Annotated in this window: 17 protein-coding genes; 8 read left to right on the top strand and 9 right to left on the bottom strand. The window is 51.4% G+C overall.

Features of this window, described 5'->3' with window-relative positions; genetic code table 11:
- The first annotated feature begins 102 nt into the window (after window positions 1-102).
- From HMPREF9473_RS02960 to HMPREF9473_RS02940, 5 genes are all read left to right on the top strand, one after another.
- Window positions 103-1,818 (top strand): sensor histidine kinase, encoded by a 1,716-nt coding sequence (locus tag HMPREF9473_RS02960; protein ID WP_242830769.1) that lies wholly within the window; start codon window positions 103-105, stop codon window positions 1,816-1,818.
- 1 nt (window position 1,819) lies between these two features.
- Window positions 1,820-2,599 (top strand): response regulator transcription factor, encoded by a 780-nt coding sequence (locus tag HMPREF9473_RS02955; RefSeq protein ID WP_006778572.1) that lies wholly within the window; start codon window positions 1,820-1,822, stop codon window positions 2,597-2,599.
- 141 nt (window positions 2,600-2,740) lie between these two features.
- Window positions 2,741-3,829 carry an ABC transporter substrate-binding protein gene (locus HMPREF9473_RS02950; protein WP_006778571.1) on the top strand — a complete coding sequence of 363 codons (1,089 nt, stop codon included), beginning with the start codon at window positions 2,741-2,743 and terminating at the stop codon, window positions 3,827-3,829.
- Between the two features lie 67 nt (window positions 3,830-3,896).
- Window positions 3,897-4,982 carry an ABC transporter ATP-binding protein gene (locus HMPREF9473_RS02945; protein ID WP_006778570.1) on the top strand — a complete coding sequence of 362 codons (1,086 nt, stop codon included), beginning with the start codon at window positions 3,897-3,899 and terminating at the stop codon, window positions 4,980-4,982.
- Window positions 4,972-6,627, top strand: a complete 1,656-nt coding sequence (locus HMPREF9473_RS02940; protein WP_006778569.1) for an ABC transporter permease — start codon at window positions 4,972-4,974, stop codon at window positions 6,625-6,627. Before HMPREF9473_RS02945 ends, HMPREF9473_RS02940 begins: the two co-directional genes overlap by 11 nt.
- Window positions 6,628-6,717: 90 nt before the next feature.
- Here HMPREF9473_RS02940 and HMPREF9473_RS27190 read toward each other — a convergent pair whose 3' ends face one another.
- The 5 genes from HMPREF9473_RS27190 to HMPREF9473_RS02915 form a co-directional block, all read right to left on the bottom strand.
- The gene (locus HMPREF9473_RS27190; protein WP_006778568.1) at window positions 6,718-7,113 is read right to left on the bottom strand and encodes a DUF2085 domain-containing protein; all 396 of its coding nucleotides are present in this window, start codon (window positions 7,111-7,113) and stop codon (window positions 6,718-6,720) included.
- 3 nt (window positions 7,114-7,116) lie between these two features.
- The gene (locus HMPREF9473_RS27185) at window positions 7,117-7,344 is read right to left on the bottom strand and encodes a hypothetical protein (RefSeq protein ID WP_006778567.1); all 228 of its coding nucleotides are present in this window, start codon (window positions 7,342-7,344) and stop codon (window positions 7,117-7,119) included.
- A gap of 241 nt (window positions 7,345-7,585) precedes the next feature.
- A complete protein-coding gene (locus HMPREF9473_RS02925; RefSeq protein ID WP_006778566.1) occupies window positions 7,586-7,819 on the bottom strand; it encodes an HPr family phosphocarrier protein in 234 nt (77 codons plus the stop codon).
- Window positions 7,820-7,966: 147 nt separating this feature from the next.
- Entirely contained in the window at window positions 7,967-9,529 is a 1,563-nt protein-coding gene (locus HMPREF9473_RS02920; protein ID WP_006778565.1) for an AbgT family transporter, read from the bottom strand.
- 148 nt (window positions 9,530-9,677) lie between these two features.
- On the bottom strand, window positions 9,678-10,433 hold the full coding sequence (locus HMPREF9473_RS02915) for an RluA family pseudouridine synthase (RefSeq protein ID WP_006778564.1): 756 nt from the start codon (window positions 10,431-10,433) through the stop codon (window positions 9,678-9,680).
- A gap of 226 nt (window positions 10,434-10,659) precedes the next feature.
- On the opposite strand from HMPREF9473_RS02915, the gene trhA reads away from it, so the two are divergent.
- Window positions 10,660-11,310, top strand: coding sequence for a PAQR family membrane homeostasis protein TrhA (trhA, locus tag HMPREF9473_RS02910; protein WP_006778563.1), 651 nt, complete (start codon window positions 10,660-10,662; stop codon window positions 11,308-11,310).
- Window positions 11,311-11,358: 48 nt separating this feature from the next.
- Here the strand turns inward: trhA and HMPREF9473_RS02905 are convergent, their stop codons facing one another.
- Window positions 11,359-12,084 (bottom strand): YesL family protein, encoded by a 726-nt coding sequence (locus HMPREF9473_RS02905; RefSeq protein ID WP_006778562.1) that lies wholly within the window; start codon window positions 12,082-12,084, stop codon window positions 11,359-11,361.
- A 181-nt stretch (window positions 12,085-12,265) separates the two neighbouring features.
- Here HMPREF9473_RS02905 and HMPREF9473_RS02900 point away from each other — a divergent pair, with 181 nt between their 5' ends.
- Complete coding sequence (locus HMPREF9473_RS02900) at window positions 12,266-12,946, top strand: hypothetical protein (protein ID WP_006778561.1); 681 nt, start codon at window positions 12,266-12,268, stop codon at window positions 12,944-12,946.
- Here HMPREF9473_RS02900 and HMPREF9473_RS02895 read toward each other — a convergent pair.
- Window positions 12,885-13,607 carry a GNAT family N-acetyltransferase gene (locus HMPREF9473_RS02895; RefSeq protein WP_006778560.1) on the bottom strand — a complete coding sequence of 241 codons (723 nt, stop codon included), beginning with the start codon at window positions 13,605-13,607 and terminating at the stop codon, window positions 12,885-12,887. The genes HMPREF9473_RS02900 and HMPREF9473_RS02895 overlap by 62 nt on opposite strands.
- Window positions 13,608-13,631: 24 nt before the next feature.
- The gene (locus HMPREF9473_RS02890) at window positions 13,632-14,150 is read right to left on the bottom strand and encodes a peptidylprolyl isomerase (RefSeq protein ID WP_006778559.1); all 519 of its coding nucleotides are present in this window, start codon (window positions 14,148-14,150) and stop codon (window positions 13,632-13,634) included.
- Between the two features lie 191 nt (window positions 14,151-14,341).
- Between HMPREF9473_RS02890 and HMPREF9473_RS02885 the strand changes: the two genes are divergently transcribed.
- Window positions 14,342-15,760 (top strand): hypothetical protein, encoded by a 1,419-nt coding sequence (locus HMPREF9473_RS02885; protein WP_006778558.1) that lies wholly within the window; start codon window positions 14,342-14,344, stop codon window positions 15,758-15,760.
- A gap of 89 nt (window positions 15,761-15,849) precedes the next feature.
- On the opposite strand, the gene HMPREF9473_RS02880 is transcribed toward HMPREF9473_RS02885, so the two are convergent.
- Window positions 15,850-17,310, bottom strand: a 1,461-nt coding sequence (locus tag HMPREF9473_RS02880; RefSeq protein ID WP_006778557.1) for an MFS transporter, incomplete at its 5' end; no start/stop codon positions are given.

Genomic DNA, 17,310 nt, shown 5'->3' with positions numbered 1-17,310 from the left:
TTTCCATAAAATATTCCCCGGCGTCATCGGTTGAAGTATTTTCTTATTTTATATATAATAAGTATCAATAAGAGCGGCACAGCCGTCCGGATACGAAAGGTGATGTCAATGTCAGAGCACACCCCAAAAAAGAAAAACACGTTTCAGATGCAGCTGGAACGGGAAGCAACGAAAAATATTTTTCTGCTGGTCCTGATTGGATGCCTGTTTTTTTCTGCCGCCATTTTCGGAATCAACTATATGAATACCCGTCTCAACGTGCAGAAACACCTGGACTTTCTCAGCAAAACCTTTGACGATACCTACCAAACCGCCACGGATTTTCTGAATGACGCGGACAATATGAACAATTTTCTCGCCAATATACGGGGCCAGGACGACAGAAAGGATATCAAGTATTCCATCAGCAAATACAATCTCACCAACCCGGTCACCATCGATTTGATACTCACGGACGACAGTGGGAATATCATCTACACCTCCTTCAGCAGTGAATCCATGAATCTCCACCGGATTGCCTTCAATCAAATCGTGGGGGAAAATGCCTTAAAGTACGACGGTGATATCTACCGCACGGTCTACTACTTCTCCGGTGACACCTCCGAGTATGTCTTCACCAAACCGCTCTACGACGTGGATTCTGATTCGGAAAAACCGGTGGGATACGCGGCCATCTACTTAAACGGCCGGGACTGGGGCAAGCTGCTGACCGACTACCAGTACGACAGCATTATCACCACATTAAACGGGGATATCATCCACTGCTCCAAAGAGGGCTTTCTAAAGGAGAGAAACGGCAACAAATACCGGCCCGCCGACAACACCGGCATGACGTCCATCCACGGCGTCCGCTACCTGATATCCAGCCGGCAGCTGCCCGGACCGTCGGTGATTCTCTATTCCTTTATCTATTACCCGAAAAATGTTCCCTACATGGGAATCGGTATCCTGACCATCATTTTCCTGGGCGTCCTCTGGTTTCTCATGTCCCTGCGGCTGACCAGGGGCATGGCCGAGAGAAATGCCCGCTCCGTCAATCTGCTGGCCGATGAGCTGCGGATAATCCGCCACGGGGACAGCGGCCACACGGTCACCATATCGACCGGTGACGAGTTCGAGGAGATCGCCAACCATATCAACCGGATGGTGAAAAGCATCAATGAACTGAACACCAGAAACACTGATTTGATTCGCTTAAACAGCATGATCGAGATGAGCAATCTCCAGACCCAGATCAACCCGCATTTCATCTACAACACGCTGGACAACATCAAATACCTGATATTCAGCGAGCCGGACAAGGCCGCTTACCTGATTGAGCGCTTCACCCACATTCTGCGGTACAGCATCAACAACACCAAGCACGATGTCCCGCTGTACGAGGATATGGAGTATATCCAGGATTATCTCTACATTCAGAATACCCGTTTTGGCAGCCGGTTTGTGTGCAGCATCGACATTCAGGAGGAGTGTAACCGCTACAACGTTCCAAAGCTTTTACTCCAGCCGCTGATTGAGAACAGCATCAAATACGGCTTTAAGAAGAGAATGGACATCGCCGTGGCCATCCGCGGCTGGTGCGAGGAGGATTCCATGGTGCTGACCGTGGAGGACAACGGGCCGGGCGTTCCACGGACCACACTGGAGACCTTGCGGACCATGCTGGCCTCCGAGGAGATTAAGACTGAGCACAACGGCCTTCAGAACCTGGCCCGGAGAATCGTTCTGGAGTACGGGGAAGGCAGCGGCATGAGCATTGACAGTATGGAGGGGGAATATTTTAAAGTCACCGTCCGTCTGAAACACAGGGAGGGATAAGATGTATACCGTATTAATCGTGGAGGACGAAGATATCATCCGCAGGGGAATCCGCAATTCTGTCCCCTGGGAAACCTTTGGCTGCACCGTAGTGGGGGAGGCCCGCAACGGGGAGGAGGGGGCCGCTCTGATTGAGCAGCTGACTCCGGACATCGTCATCACCGACATCAACATGCCGGTGGTAGACGGACTTCAGATGCTTTCCCAGACGAAAGAGGCCTTCGACTATGTAGCCATCATCCTGACCGGCTACTCCGATTTTGAGTACGCCAGGGAGGCCATCCGCTGCGGCGTCGCCTACTATGTGCTGAAACCTCTCAACATGGAGGAAATGCGGGAGGCGCTGGAGAAAGCGGTGCTGGAGGTGAAGAATATCGCCATCATCCGCCGCCAGACCGAGAGCATCCATCAGTTAAAAAATGTCTCCCTGCTGCCCGCTCCCGATTCCAGGGAGGAGACGGACCCGGTGGCAGACCAGGTGCTGGACTTTATCGCCGCCAACTACGAAAGGAAGCTTTCACTGGCGGATTTGGAGGCCGAGCTGCACTACTCGGAGCGGTACATCAACCAGCGTTTTCAGAAGGCTATGGGAACCACGGTGATTGACTACTTAAACCGCTACCGCATCCAGAAAGCCCTCAACCTGCTCAAGGAACATGAGACCCCGGTCTCCGACATCGGCTGGAAATGCAGCATCGGGGATTACAAATATTTTCACTACGTGTTTAAAAAATATATGGGCTGTTCTCCAAAGGATTATCAGGCCAGTATCAAATCCTGACAGCCAGAAAACCTCCAGTTTGAGATACCGGACACCCCAGTGTTCGGTATTTTTGCTGTTTGTTCGGGAATTTGGGAGGTATTCTTGTGTATATTTACCAAAATATAACTAGAAGTTCACATATTAAAGGAGGATTCAACTATGAAAAAAACAGCAGCAACAATACTCGCACTTGTGATGACGGCTTCCCTGGCCGGCTGCTCCGGCTCTCCGTCGCCGGAGACAACCGCAGCCAACGCACCGGCAGACACCACCGCGGCGGCAGGCGCCGACACAGGCTCCAAGCAAGGCGGCGGCAAGCTGGTGGTCTACTCGCCAAACTCCGAGGGCCTTATGAACGCCACCATCCCGCTGTTTGAAGAGAAATACGGAGTCGACGTGGAAGTGATTCAGGCAGGCACCGGCGAGCTGGTAAAACGAATCCAGTCCGAGAAGGAAGACCCATACGCGGACGTACTCTTTGGCGGTTCCTGGTCCCTGATGTACGACAACAAGGATTTGTGGGAGCCATACGTTTCCGTCAATGATGACGGCGTCATGGATGCATACAAGAACACCTGCGGCTTTATCACCGGCAACGTGCTGGACGGAAGTTGCCTTATCGTCAACACCGACTTAATCGGCGATATCAAAATTGACAGTTATGCCGATTTGTTAAATCCGGAGTTAAAGGGCAAGATTGCCACCTGTGACCCGGCCAACTCTTCCTCAGCCTTCGCGCAGCTGACCAACATTCTGCTGGCTATGGGCGGATACGAGGATGACGGAGCCTGGAAATTTGTAGAAGATTTATTTACCAACATTGACGGTAAAATCTGTGAGAGCTCTTCCGCAGTCTACAAGGGAGTGGCTGACGGCGAGTATGTGGTTGGACTGTCCTACGAGGACCCATGTGCACAGCTGGTGCGCGACGGAGCTCCCGTAAAGGTGGTTTACCCGACCGAGGGCGCTGTGTATCTGCCCGCATCGGCCACCATCATCAAGGGCGCCAAGAACATGGATAACGCCAAACTGTTTATGGACTTTATCGTGAGTGAGGAAGTTCAGAATATCTGGGGAACCACACTGACCAACCGCCCGGTATTAAAGGACGCCAAGACCAGCGATTTCATGACTCCCATGTCTGAGATTCATGTCATCGAGGAGGATATCCCCTATGTCAGCGAGCATAAGAAGGATCTTGTAAACAAATACACGGACATCTTCACAAGTATCGAATCAAATAAATAGTCAACCAATTCATACGGGAACCGCGGCGCCGCTGCGATTCCCGTAATCAAAAGGCTCGGAGGATAAGATGAGTAAGATATCAATTAAACATGCTGTGAAAAAATATGGAAACAACACGGTGATTCCGGACCTGAATGCCCTGATAAAAGATGGGGAACTTTTCACCCTCCTGGGGCCTTCCGGCTGCGGAAAAACCACCCTGCTTCGAATGATTGCCGGTTTCAACTCCATTGAAGGCGGCGATATCTGTTTTAATGACACCCGCATCAATGATATGGACCCCAGCAAGCGCAATATCGGCATGGTGTTCCAGAATTATGCCATCTTCCCCAACATGACCGTCCGCGACAACGTGGCCTTCGGTCTGAAAAACCGGAAAATGGACAAAGACAAAATCAAAGAACAGACGGACAAATACTTAAATCTGATGCAGATTATGCAGTACGCCGAGCGGATGCCCAACCAGCTCTCCGGCGGCCAGCAGCAGCGTGTGGCTCTGGCCAGAGCCCTGGTCATCATGCCCGATGTGCTTCTGATGGATGAGCCCCTCTCCAACTTAGACGCCAAGCTGCGTCTGGAGATGAGAAGCGTCATCCGCCACACCCAGAAGGATGTTGGCATCACCACCGTCTACGTCACCCACGACCAGGAGGAGGCCATGGCCATCAGCGATACCATCGCGGTCATGAAAGACGGCGTGATTCAGCATGTTGGCAGTCCCAAAGACATTTACCAGCGTCCGAAAAATGTTTTTGTCGCTACCTTTATCGGCCGCACCAACATTGTGCCTGCCAGAGTCGAGCAGGGAGCCGTGGTATTTTCAAGCGGTTACCGGGTGGAGTTGGACTGCCTGAAGCAGGCGGAGGACCAGGAGGTGTTATGCTCCATCCGACCGGAGGAATTCGTCATCAGCCCGGAGGGAAGCGAGGGAATCCGGGGCGTGGTGAAGGAATATACCTACCTTGGTCTCAACACCCACTACTTCGTGGAAACCGAGGACCATATGACGGTGGAAATCGTGGAGGAATCTTCCATCGAGGACGAGTTGAAGCCCAACCAGAAGGTTCTGCTCCAGGTGAAGAAACACAAAATCAACCTCTTCAACAAAGAGGGCAGCGTAAATCTTGTAAGGAGTGAGGCTTATGAAGGATAATAATAAATTCCGCCTGGATATCTGGGGTATCATCACTCTGTGCATGATTGCCGTATATGCGCTGTTCCTGATTTATCCCATGGCCCACTTAATCCAGCAGTCCGTCATCGACGGCGACACCGGCCAGCTGACCATGGCCAATTTTTCCAAGTTCTTCTCGAAAAGCTATTACTTTAACACGTTGATAAACAGCTTTAAGGTATCCCTGGCATCTACCTGTCTGTCCATTGTCATCGGGGTCCCTCTGGCTTATGTATTTTCCCTCTATAAAATTAAGGGAAAATCGCTGCTCAACATCCTGATTATTGTGGCATCCATGTCGGCGCCATTTATCGGGGCCTACTCCTGGATACTTCTGCTGGGACGGAGCGGCGTTATCACTACATTTTTCAAAAATATAGGAATCACCATCCCGGACATCTACGGATTTGGGGGGATTGTACTGGTTATGACGTTACAGCTGTTCCCGCTGGTATTTCTCTACGCCAAGGGGGCATTAAAGAATATCGACAACTCTCTTCTGGAGGCGTCCAGCAACCTGGGATGTTCCGGCCTCAAATGCTTCTTCAAGGTGGTGGTTCCGCTGATTATGCCCACCCTGCTGGCGGCGGCTCTTCTGGTGTTTATGAGGTCCTTCGCGGATTTCGGTACTCCTATGCTGATTGGCGAGGGCTACCGCACCTTCCCGGTTGTGCTCTACACGGAATTTATCAATGAGGTGGGCGGCAACGACGGGTTTGCGGCGGCCATCGCGGTGATTGCCATTGTGGTAACTACGGTAGTCTTTTTGGCACAGAAGTATGTTTCCAACCGGAATTCCTTTTCGTTAAATGCCCTCCATCCCATGGAGGAGAAGGAGGCGAAAGGCCCGGTCAAGATCCTGGTGCATCTGGCGGCCTACGTGATTGTGGGGATTGCCATCCTGCCCCAGGTCTATGTGACCTACACCTCCTTTAAGAATACGGAGGGGAAAATATTCGTGTCCGGCTATTCCCTCTCCAGCTATGCGTCAGCATTTGGCAAGCTGGGACGGAGTATCCAGAATACCCTGATTATCCCCATCTGCGCCCTGGTGATTATCGTGCTGCTGGCGGTGCTGATTGCCTACCTGGTGGTAAGACGAAAGAATGCCCTGACCAACACAGTGGATATCATCTCCATGATTCCCTATATTGTGCCCGGCACCGTCCTTGGTATCGCCCTCTTGACCGGCTTTAACAAACGGCCCATCCTGCTCAGCGGCACCATGCTCATCATGGTGGTGGCCCTGGTCATCCGGAGACTGCCCTACACCATCCGCTCCTCCGTGGCTATCTTACAGCAGATACCCATGAGCATTGAGGAGGCGGCCATCTCCCTGGGCGCTTCGAAAATGAAGTCGTTTTTCAAGGTGACCGTTCCCATGATGACCTCCGGGATTGTGGCCGGCGCCATCTTAAGCTGGGTTACCATGATAAGCGAGCTGTCCACGGCCATCATTCTGTATACCGGCAGAACCAAGACGCTGACCGTGGCGGTGTATACGGAGGTTGTCCGCGGCAACTACGGCATCGCGGCGGCTCTGTCCACAATACTGACCGCTTTGACGGTGGTGTCACTGTTAATATTCAACAAAGTAAACGGCGGCAAGGATTTGAGTCTGTAACCGGCTGCCCAAGATTTATCCCAATAAAAAACACACTCTATTTCCCGGAGAAATTCTCCGGCGATAGAGTGTGTTTCTGTTTTGTCTGTCTTACATAAAACGGGCCATGACGCGTTCTGCCTTTTCCGGGTCATCAATCAGCAGCTTCAGGATTTCCGTGGCAATCCGCACACAGGTCCGGTGAAAATGAATGAAAAAGAATATGAGCGCTATCCCGAACAAAATTCCGGTGACCAGCCTTCGGTAATTCCCGCTCTCATAGGGCGTCAGAAGCTGAAGCAGTCCGTCCGCCACCATGGGCGCCATGAGAAGCAGCATCAGCCACACGCTGCCATAGCCCCAGCATATAACAATAGGAATCCCCGCAAGGATTCCTATTAATTCGCCGGTACATCTGGCACAGATTGGGAATTGCTTTCCGTGATAGAAAAATGAACGGTCCGCTCTCGCATGGCATCCAAACAGGATGCGCAGGAACTTTCCCATCGATTAATACATGGCTGCTGCGCCGATACCCATAACTACGAACATTAAAATATAGAATACGACGCCGATGATAACGGATATTAATGCACCCATACCAGCTGCCTTAGCAGTCTTCGGTTTCTCGCCCTTCCAAACCAGGAATAAAATTAATCCTACGATTGGAATACAAAAGCCTAAGAGACCCCAGCCAAAACCACCATTGTCTGTTACGTTGTTGTTATTGCCTTCCATAGCTCATCCTCCTGTAAATTATGTATGATATTTAATCAGCCGTCCAATATATCTGACAGTTTCATCGAATATATCATAAATTCCAGATAATGTCAATTGAATAAATCTTACAATTCATCTAACTTTTGTTAATTGTGTGAAATTGCACAATAAAACCGCAGAAACCTGACTGTCCGTCGACAGTTTAACGGTATCTGCGGCTTTACCCGTACTTTATGAGTTCAATTTTTATCGTCTACGCTTACCTTACAACCAGATATTCTGAGATGTCTGACATCAGCATGCTGCTGTCGTCGCCATAAACCTGCAGTGTCAGGACTTTCCCCATCCCGAATCCCAGAACTCCTAAAAGGGATTTGGCATCCACCACATGGCTTCCACACAGTAAATCGGCACTGAAAGGATATTGCGCAATCTTATTAACAAAATTTACAATATCATTTTGTGTACGTAGTAAGATTTCATGTCTATTCATTTTCGCATCACTCCTTTCGTTTTAAATATATGATTTCATCATCCATAAATGATTGTTACCATAATATACTATTTTAAACAAAAAGAAAATGGAATATCTTCCAAAAATCCTGTAAATTTTTGTCGAAAATGTTGAAAAACACGCTGCCTACACGAATAAACCGGCTCCCGGTCCAAGTGGAAGGCCGAAAACCATCCAGATCACCAGCAGCACCGCCCAGCCAATCATGAAGAACAGGCTGTATGGCAGCATGGTGGAAATCAGGGTTCCGATGCCGGATTCCCTGTCATACTTTTTGGCAAATACCACCACCATGGCAAAGTAGGACATCAGCGGGGTGATCAGGTTGGTACAGGAATCTCCGATGCGGTAGGCCACCTGGGTCAGCTCCGGGGAGTAGCCCAGCAGCATAAACATAGGAACAAACACCGGCGCCAGAATGGTCCATTTGGCGGAGGCCGAGCCCATCAGCAGGTTAATCACGGCCACAAAGAGGACAAAGAGTATCATCAGCACCGGGCCGCCCACTCCGGCCGCTCCCAGCGCCTCCGCCCCCTTTAAGGCCAGGACAGTTCCCATCTTCGTGTAGTTGAAATAGCTGATAAACTGTGCCGCCGCGAAGGAAAGGGCGATATATCCACCCATCGCTGACATATTATCGCCCAGCTGGGCGCAGATGTCTTTCTCATTTTTGTAGGTTCCGGCCACCCGCCCGTAGACGATGGATGGAACAAAGAACAAGAGGGCGATGATGACAATCAGGCCGTCCATAAACGGGGATGATGTCATCAGGCTGCCGGTCACCGGATTTCTCAGGAAGGAATCCTGGGGAAATGCCAGGGCCGCGATGAGCGCCACCAGGGCCAGAAGGCTTAAATTGGCCATCTTAAGAGCCTTTTTCTCGTTATCTCCCAGGGCCGTCGCTGAGGCCACGTCCTCATCGCTGTGCCTGTGGGCGCTAAGTCTCGGCTCCACAATCTTATCCGTCACAAAGGTTCCCACCGCCACGATGACAAAGGTGGACACCAGCATGAAATACCAGTTAGCCGTAGCAGTCACCACATAATCAGGATTTATCATTCTGGCCGCCTCGGTGCTGATGCCTGACAGCATAGGGTCCAAGGTTCCTACCAGCAGATTGGCGCTGAAGCCGCCGGACACACCGGCAAAGGCCGCCGCCAGTCCCGCCATGGGATGTCTGCCGTACGCCATGAAAACCACGGCTCCAATGGGAATCAGCACCACGTATCCGATGTCGGAAGCCACGTTGGACATGACGCCCAGGAACACCAGCATGGGTGTCACAATCATGGCCGGGGTCACGGACACCGCCTTCTTCATCAGGGCGGACAGATAGCCGCTGCCCTCCGCGCATCCCACGCCCAGCATAGTCACCAGCACGACGCCGAGAGGCGCGAATGATGTAAAATTCGTCACCACGTTGGTCAACATGTAGACCAGGCCCTCCCGGTTCATCAGGCTGACGACGGAGATGGTCTGCTCCGTCAATTCCATAGTTTTACTGTCTATCATCTCACCTGTAGCCGACACACCAAGGGCCGCGCACAGCCCGGATATCAACACGATACCCAGGGCCAGCAGCGCAAACATGGTGATGGGGTGAGGAAGTCTATTACCCACGTTCTCCACTCCGTTCAGGAAGCGGCCGAACAGGGTTTTCTTATTCACCTGTTTCGTTGTCTCTTTCATAAATACATACCTCCGATTGTAGTATGGGCATTGCCCGCCTGTGGACATTATATCGGAAATGTATGTATTCAGTCAACTTTTTCGGATGTATTACAATTATTTACCTTTTATTTACGATATTTTTTGATTTTTTCTCCTATTATCTGGTTTATGTGGATGATTTTAGGAAGTATTGGAAGATTTCTCCCTTGGGTTCTGCCGTAAATGTCATGGATTTCCCTGTCTCCGGGTGGCGGAAGGTCAGCTGGCTGGCAAACAGGGCGATATTGTATCTTTTGCCTGAACTGTTCGTATTGAATATGGGATTGTAACGATTGTCACCCCACAGAGGGGTTCCGTGCCCGGCAAACTGGACCCGGATCTGATGGTGGCGGCCGGTGTGGAGATCCACCTCCACCAGAGTGAGTGGCGTGGAGGCGGAGTCTTCCGAGTTATCCACATCCGGCTTTCCAGCCGGTGGAAGAATCGGGTCATTCTCCAGAATTCCCCGCACAATATAGCTTAATTCGGCACGTTTCGCCCCGGTTATCCCCTTTTCCACAAGTTTCGACATGTTTTTACTGTTATCTTTCAACAGATAGTCCACAAAGTTACCCACATTATCCACAGGTTTTCCACAAACGACGGCATTATACTTTTTGTGCATCTCGTTGGCCTGAACCTGTTTACTTAGGGCCGCCGCGGCTTTTTTCGTTTTTGCGTACACCATGACGCCGCCCACCGGCTTGTCCAGCCTGTGGATAACTCCTACATAAGGTTCCTGTCCCGTTGGGCATAACCTGTTGATATGTTTTTTAATTTCACTGACCATATCCGGCGCAAACCCGCCGCTGACCTGGGATTCCATTCCAACCGGTTTCTCCACCACGATAATGTCTCTGTCTTCATATAATACGGTTAACATAATACTCCTCTCCACGCTCCACGGTATAGATATCGCTCTCTCTATCATAATATAAATAGAAAATCTTAACAATCAAAGTTTTTTGGAAAATCCCTTGATTTTCTTCTCCCAACGGTGTATAGTATATAAAAAGAGGATACATAGTTTTCATTACTACATATAGCAATATGCACATTTACATACTGGTTTTACAATCAGCAATTTTATTTTCAGGAGGTTGATTTATATGCGTTTAAAAATTAAGGACCCGGGAAGCGCCATCACTCATTTCATCGGCATGGTAGCCGCCATGGCGGCCGCCACTCCACTGCTTTTAAAAGCATCCAGGGAGGCAGGCAGGACACAGCTGATTGCGCTGTCCATCTTCATCGTCAGCATGATTCTGCTGTACGCGGCCAGCACCATTTACCATACCCTGGACATCTCGCCGAAGGTAAACAAGATGCTCCGCAAGATGGACCATATGATGATATTTATCCTGATTGCAGGTACCTACACACCGATTTGTATGGTCGTCCTTGGCGACAAGACCGGATGGGGCATGCTGGCTCTGGTCTGGGGTATCGCACTGGCCGGGATTATCATCAAGGCCTGCTGGATTACCTGCCCTAAGTGGTTCTCTTCCGTGATATACATCGCCATGGGCTGGGTATGTGTTCTGGCGTTCAGCAAGATTGTGAAAGCACTGCCGCCGGCGGCGTTCGGATGGCTGCTGGCCGGAGGAATCATATACACGGTGGGCGGCGTGATATACGCGCTGAAGCTGCCCATCTTCAACACCAGGCACAAAAACTTTGGCTCCCATGAGATTTTCCACCTCTTCGTGATGGGCGGAAGCCTCTGCCACTATATTCTGATGTATCGGTTTGTCGCATAACATAAAAACTGCCGGGGTGTCTCGCTCCGGCAGTTTTTTTATTCTATTTTATTCATTGGTTTCATTTTCTGTATGTTCTGTTTCCTGAATCTTCACTTTTTCCTCGTCCTCATCCGCAAACAGAGGTCTCATCTCCCCGCTGTCCCGTCTCTCCGCGTCCTCCGGCATGTATTTCTTGAAAATACTGGCCAGGATGTAGGAATTGAGGAAGGCTATCAGCGCCACGCCGAATAAGATAATCTGCGGCAGGTAAGTGAAGGCCAGGAACACCACGCCCACGTCGATCACCAGCATACCGATGGTCTGGAACAGATGACGGATGGACATGAAAAACGCGTTGAAGATGGTCCGCTTCACCGGATTGTAGAATCTGGCCTGGAGCGGAAACACAAAAGTGAACATGGCAAAGTAGAGAAATGACATCGCCATGAAGATAGCCAGCATGATCGTTCTCACGTTCTGGGAGCCGTTGAAGACACGCAGGAAGAAGAACACGTCCACGCCCAGCACAATCCCCGCCACCAGGAAGATCAGCCAGATGATGGTGGACTGCTTAAAATTCTCTTTGAAGGACTTGAAAAAGGAGCGGAAGGTATATCCGTCCTCGTCGCGGACCAGCTTTAAAGTCACATAGTACATGGCGGTGGTGGACGCCCCAATGGTCACTACCGGTATGCTGCACACCATCCACAGCACACTCAACATAATTACATCCCAAAACTTCCCGATAAACCGCCATACCGGATTATCATAATTAAAAAAACCTGATAACATGGAACATCCTCTTTTCTCATCGTCGTAATATTCAACTGTAGCACCTTTGTGCCTATGATGACGATTATACCGAACATCGGGGGAAAATGCAATTTTTACCGCTTATTTCATAAAAAATTCATAAAAAGAACGGCCATTCTGTGCTATACTTGCATGTAATGAAAGATTTTGGAGGATGATTATGCAGGTCAGTGAGCGATTGAAAAAGGAAGCCCAAACGGAGCGGCAGAAATTGAAGGAGATGTCCTTCCGGGACAAGCTGTGGTATATCTGGGAGTATTATAAATTCCATATTTTAGGAGTGCTGATATTCCTCGGCATCCTGTGGGTGATTGGCACCAGCATTTACCGGAGCACTTACGAGAGCGAGCTATACTGTATGTATATCAACAACCGCTCGGAACAGGAGCTGAACACAGATATTCTGACGGTGGACTTCCACGATTTTATGGAATTTACCGACAAGCAGCTGGTGAATACGGAATCCTCGTTTATCAGCTACGGCGATGACACCTCGGAGTACAGCTACGCGTCCATGGCCAAGATTTCGGCCCTTGTGGCTTCCAACGAGCTGGACGTGATGATAAGTGACGAGGAGAATTTTCTCCACTACGCGTCTCTGAACGCCTTCTCCAATCTGGAGGAGCTGCTGCCGGCCGATTTGCTGGAGCAGGTGAAGGACAGGCTTTATTATGCCGACGACGAGAATGGGGTCTCCTACGCCTGCGGCATCATGCTGGATGACACCGCGTTTGCCCGTGAGTCCAACCTGACTTCCACGCCGTGTCTTTTGGGAGTGATCAGCAACTCCAAACATACAGACAACTGTATTGCCCTGATTCGTTACATACTTTCTTATTAAATTGAAAGCCGCAGCTGGCGGCAACGCGGATAGACGCTTCGTTGGAGGCGTCTATTCTTGCGTATATAGGGCAGTCCAGATGGGCGGCGGCGTAAGACAGAATCTCCCGGCAGGCCTCCACGGCATAACCCTGGTTTCGGTATGGGGAAAAGATATGGTAACCCAGCTCCACGCCGGGAATGCCATCCTCCGGTGTGTAATTCGCCACCCCCGCCTTGCCCACCAGCCGGCCGTCGGATTTCCTGATTAGCGCCCAGATGCCGTACTGATAGAAGCCGTACTGGCACCGGATGTACTCTTTTAATTTCTCTGGGGTGTAAAATATCTCATCCTCCGGGGTGTCCCCCTCTTCCTGTGGCACGGTGGAAATGTCATCTACGGTAAATTCCCGGATGGCGAGGCGTTCTGTCGTCCCAATGATCCAGGGAAGCCCTATCGTCCGCCGGACTACCTGCTCCAGATACTCCTCATCCACATCTGCCGGACTCTCCACCACATACCGCGCCGGAGATAAATCCACGGACTCCCCTCCGGATTTTCTATCCCAGAAGCCGACAATGGCTCTCCCGGCCGCGTGAGCGGCCAGGAGAGCCTCTTGTTCATCGGAGATAAGCACGGTATGAACTTGTCCGTCAACGATAATCTTCCGCTCTTCTCTCATCTCTATTCCCTGTCGTTTCGTTGTTTAGCATTTCTCCGGTTCCGGATAAGTCTCACCGAAGGTATCCACAGTCACGGATTTCAGCTTCTGCTCCTTCATCGGACGGTCATTGTAATCAGTTCTCACATCGGCAATCTTGTTCACCACATCCATACCCTCAATCACCTTGCCAAACGCGGCGTAAGCCCCGTCCAGATGTGGGGAGTTCTTGTGCATGATAAAGAACTGGGAGCCTGCGGAGTTGGGGTCCATAGCACGTGCCATGGAAAGCACGCCCTCCGTGTGCTTCAACTGGTTGGCAAATCCGTTCTGGCTGAATTCCCCCTTGATAGAATATCCCGGGTCTCCCATTCCATTTCCGTCAGGACATCCGCCCTGAATCATAAAGCCGTTGATGACTCTGTGGAAAATCAGTCCGTTGTAGAAGCCACGGTTCACCAGGCTGATAAAGTTGTTCACTGTATTGGGCGCAATCTCCGGATAAAGCTCCGCCTTCATGATATCTCCATTTTCCATCTCAAATGTAACGATCGGGTTTTTCATCTCTAATCCTTCTTTCTCATTCTGTCTTTGAATGTTTTCATACAGAAATCATAGCAAAGATACCGGGATTTGTCCAGACCCGCCTTTTTGGACATAAGTCCGGATTTCCGCATATCTTACTATACCGGACAGTTTATCCGGCGGACGAACATTTTTTGTAAACCAACATCATGAAAGGAAGGTGATTCCATATGGCACAGGTTTCATCCCAGGAGGAATTACAACAGGCCCTGACAAGCAGGGCGCAGACTATTGAGGTGACCGGTGATTTTCAGATAAATTCCCAAGTAAACATCGGATACGAGGTTACGATAACCAGCAGTCCGGGCACCAGGACTTTTACCCTGCAAAAGACAGATACCTATGGAAGCTACATGTTCCGCATCAATCCGGGCGGGAGTCTTCGATTAAGGCAGCTTATCCTGGACGGCAACAGCGCCAGCCATCCCGTGGAGGAGAGCACAAACCGCTCCCTCATCTATCTCTATGGCGGCACCCTGGATATCGGCAGCGGCACGGTCCTGCAAAATAACAATACGGATAAGGAGGGCGGCGGCGTCTATCTGTCCGGCCTGGAGACTTCCCCCAGCCGCCTCATCATGAGCGGGGACGCCGTCATTACCGGCTGTCACTCCAACTCCAGCGGCGGCGCCATCATGGCGGCCCTCCGGAATGCGGATGACCTGCTCTCCCTGTCAGACACGGTGAAACTGCGGTCCAACTCGGCCTTAAACGGAGGCGGCATCTATTTCCGCTCCTATGTGGAATCCCTGGGCGGAACTCTGGAGATTGGCAGCCAGGTGGAAATCTCCGGCAACAGCGCCGTCACGGCGGGAGGCGGCATCTATATCACCAGCTACCAGAGCGAAATCAGCCCGCCCGTGTACCTGATCCTGAAGGACCAGGCCAGCATCTTCTCCAACAGCGCCCTGTACGGCGGCGGACTGTTCAATAACCGCGGAGCCGTCGTCTCCATCATGGGGGACGCACAGATTGGCCTTCCCATCCCCAACACCGCCACGCAGTTCGCCCCAGGCATCTACAACGCCGGTGTCTTGAATGTGCAGGGCGGCAGAATGCTCCAAAACGGGGTCTATATCCGGGACCGGGATTCCATCGTATCGATAACCGGAGCCCTCTCCCCCAATTCCGTGATACAACTGGACGCTTCCAATTATGTGATCCCCAATTCCAGCGGCGCCCCTATCGTGGTGGGGGAGGCCACTGATGGCTATCCACTGCTGACAGAGCAGGACGCGGCCGCTTTCCGCAAACCGGCAGAACGATTTGATGACTGGGAGATACGGCTTAGCGGGGACAGGACGCAGGTGCTTTTAGTACCCGCCCAGGAGGAAATCATTTTCCACGCTCTGACCTATCACGCCAATGATGACTGCTGCACTCCCGCCTGTGGAATTCCCGCTCCCGTGATGTTCCAGGAGGGCCAGGATGTCACCCTGTCCAGTCTCATTCCCAGCCGCTGCTGCGGCTGCTTTGTCGGCTGGAATACCGGGAAGGATGGCTCCGGCTCCACCTACTGGCCCGGAAGCGTCCTGCCCGCCCCGGACGGGGACGTAAATCTCTATGCCCAGTGGCGGTGCTTCTGCTGACCCATTGGCATCTGATGGCATAAACCCAAAAAGTCCGAAGCGCAATCCATACGCTTCGGACTTTCTATTTCTGTTACCCCACGATTTCTTTAACGGAACTCTTCCGGCACCTGCTCTATGGTCTGCCATTTTTCCATGGCTTCCTCCATGCTCATGCCTCCGGCAATCGCCTCCTTGCGGACCGCGTTCACCGCCTGTATCTCCTTCATCCGCTCGCCGGTCAGGGAGTATCCCTTCATGGCCAGCAGAGTCAGCGCCCATGCCACCATGGGAATCACGCAGAAGAGAATCAGGACGATCGTCTTCATTCCCTCCACGTAGGGGGTATCGCCTCCCGGCAGTGTGGACAGGCCGATGGCCGCGACCGCCAGACCTACCACGGTGGAGCTTAAAGAAGACACTAGTTTATCCACCAGGGAAAACAGGGTTCCCATAACGCCCGGAATGTATTTACCGGAGCGGTACGTCTCATAGTCGGAGCAGTCCGCCACCATGGGAATCGGCATATCCGCCGTGGCGTAGTAAGCGCCATACCCAACGCCGAAGAACACAACGAAGAGTATTGTATACACATTGATATGGGTCAGCGACAGGTTGAAAGCCGCGTTGCCCGGCTGCCAGAACAACAGCAGCGCCAGGACACCCACATACATAATTAACGCCAGTGCCACATACCGCATCAGGGACGCCTTCTGCCCGTGTTTCTGGGAGGTCCGCACCGTCAGTGCAAAGAACGGGGCCGAGAACACGTAACCGGCTATCATCATCGGCAGATACAGGGCGTTATAGTTGCCCATCATCGCGCCGTAGAGCATGCATAGTACGGTTCCGTTGGTGGCGATGGCCAGGGCCAGCTTACAGCCCGCTCCCGCCACCATCAGCCTTCTGAGCGGTTCATTTTCCTTCATAATGGCTAGATATTCCGAAATCTTAACCTTCTTCTGCGTCTCAGCTCCCAGCCCATAGTATTTCGGCTGGTCCTTCTCCCAGATGCCAATCACGGCAAGCAGGGTGAGAATGGCGGAGATGATAACCGCAATGGGAATCATCACATCAAAGAAGTTCGCTGTCGTGTAATCTCCAAACTTCGCCCGGAAAATAGGCGCCAGGAACTGAATCGCCCCCATGCCCAGCATACTTGCCACCAGATTAAATATGGTAAACAGCGGACGCTGGTTCGGGTCGTTGGTCAGCACGGTCTGCCCGGAACGGGTACAGGACGTCTGGAAGGTGTAGCCAATCACATAGACCGCATAGATAATCACATACATGACATAGCGCAGCCACATCATGGTGTCAGGTATCAGTCTGGTTCCAAAATACAGCAGGAACGCACTCACTGCCATAATCAGATTGCCAATCACCATATACGGTCTGAATTTACCAAATTTTCCGTTGGTCTTGTCAATCAGAGCTCCGATAATCGGGTCCGTCACCGCGTCAAAGAGGCGCATGACCGTCACCATGGTGGTGGCAAACATCAAAGCCAGGCCCAGCACCCCATTGCCATAGTAGGCAATGTAGGTGATGGTCAGGATATAGTAGACGTT

It is taken from the genome of Hungatella hathewayi WAL-18680, assembly GCF_000235505.1.
Lineage (GTDB): Bacteria > Bacillota > Clostridia > Lachnospirales > Lachnospiraceae > Hungatella_A > Hungatella_A hathewayi_A.
Note: the sequence above shows the minus strand (reverse complement) of the source record. Positions and strands in the feature narration are given on the sequence as shown.

Bases quoted from the DNA above. Each gene is read 5' to 3' on its own strand.
- trhA (WP_006778563.1), top strand. From the start codon at position 10,660: ATGCGTTTAAAAATTAAGGACCCGGGAAGCGCCATCACTCATTTCATC.
- HMPREF9473_RS02885 (WP_006778558.1), top strand. From the start codon at position 14,342: ATGGCACAGGTTTCATCCCAGGAGGAATTACAACAGGCCCTGACAAGC.
- HMPREF9473_RS02940 (WP_006778569.1), top strand. From the start codon at position 4,972: ATGAAGGATAATAATAAATTCCGCCTGGATATCTGGGGTATCATCACT.
- HMPREF9473_RS27185 (WP_006778567.1), bottom strand. From the start codon at position 7,344: ATGGAAGGCAATAACAACAACGTAACAGACAATGGTGGTTTTGGCTGG.
- HMPREF9473_RS02900 (WP_006778561.1), top strand. From the start codon at position 12,266: ATGCAGGTCAGTGAGCGATTGAAAAAGGAAGCCCAAACGGAGCGGCAG.
- HMPREF9473_RS02905 (WP_006778562.1), bottom strand. From the start codon at position 12,084: ATGTTATCAGGTTTTTTTAATTATGATAATCCGGTATGGCGGTTTATC.
- HMPREF9473_RS02925 (WP_006778566.1), bottom strand. From the start codon at position 7,819: ATGAATAGACATGAAATCTTACTACGTACACAAAATGATATTGTAAAT.
- HMPREF9473_RS02955 (WP_006778572.1), top strand. From the start codon at position 1,820: ATGTATACCGTATTAATCGTGGAGGACGAAGATATCATCCGCAGGGGA.
- HMPREF9473_RS02950 (WP_006778571.1), top strand. From the start codon at position 2,741: ATGAAAAAAACAGCAGCAACAATACTCGCACTTGTGATGACGGCTTCC.
- HMPREF9473_RS02945 (WP_006778570.1), top strand. From the start codon at position 3,897: ATGAGTAAGATATCAATTAAACATGCTGTGAAAAAATATGGAAACAAC.
- HMPREF9473_RS02920 (WP_006778565.1), bottom strand. From the start codon at position 9,529: ATGAAAGAGACAACGAAACAGGTGAATAAGAAAACCCTGTTCGGCCGC.
- HMPREF9473_RS02890 (WP_006778559.1), bottom strand. From the start codon at position 14,150: ATGAAAAACCCGATCGTTACATTTGAGATGGAAAATGGAGATATCATG.
- HMPREF9473_RS27190 (WP_006778568.1), bottom strand. From the start codon at position 7,113: ATGGGAAAGTTCCTGCGCATCCTGTTTGGATGCCATGCGAGAGCGGAC.
- HMPREF9473_RS02960 (WP_242830769.1), top strand. From the start codon at position 103: ATGTCAATGTCAGAGCACACCCCAAAAAAGAAAAACACGTTTCAGATG.
- HMPREF9473_RS02915 (WP_006778564.1), bottom strand. From the start codon at position 10,433: ATGTTAACCGTATTATATGAAGACAGAGACATTATCGTGGTGGAGAAA.
- HMPREF9473_RS02895 (WP_006778560.1), bottom strand. From the start codon at position 13,607: ATGAGAGAAGAGCGGAAGATTATCGTTGACGGACAAGTTCATACCGTG.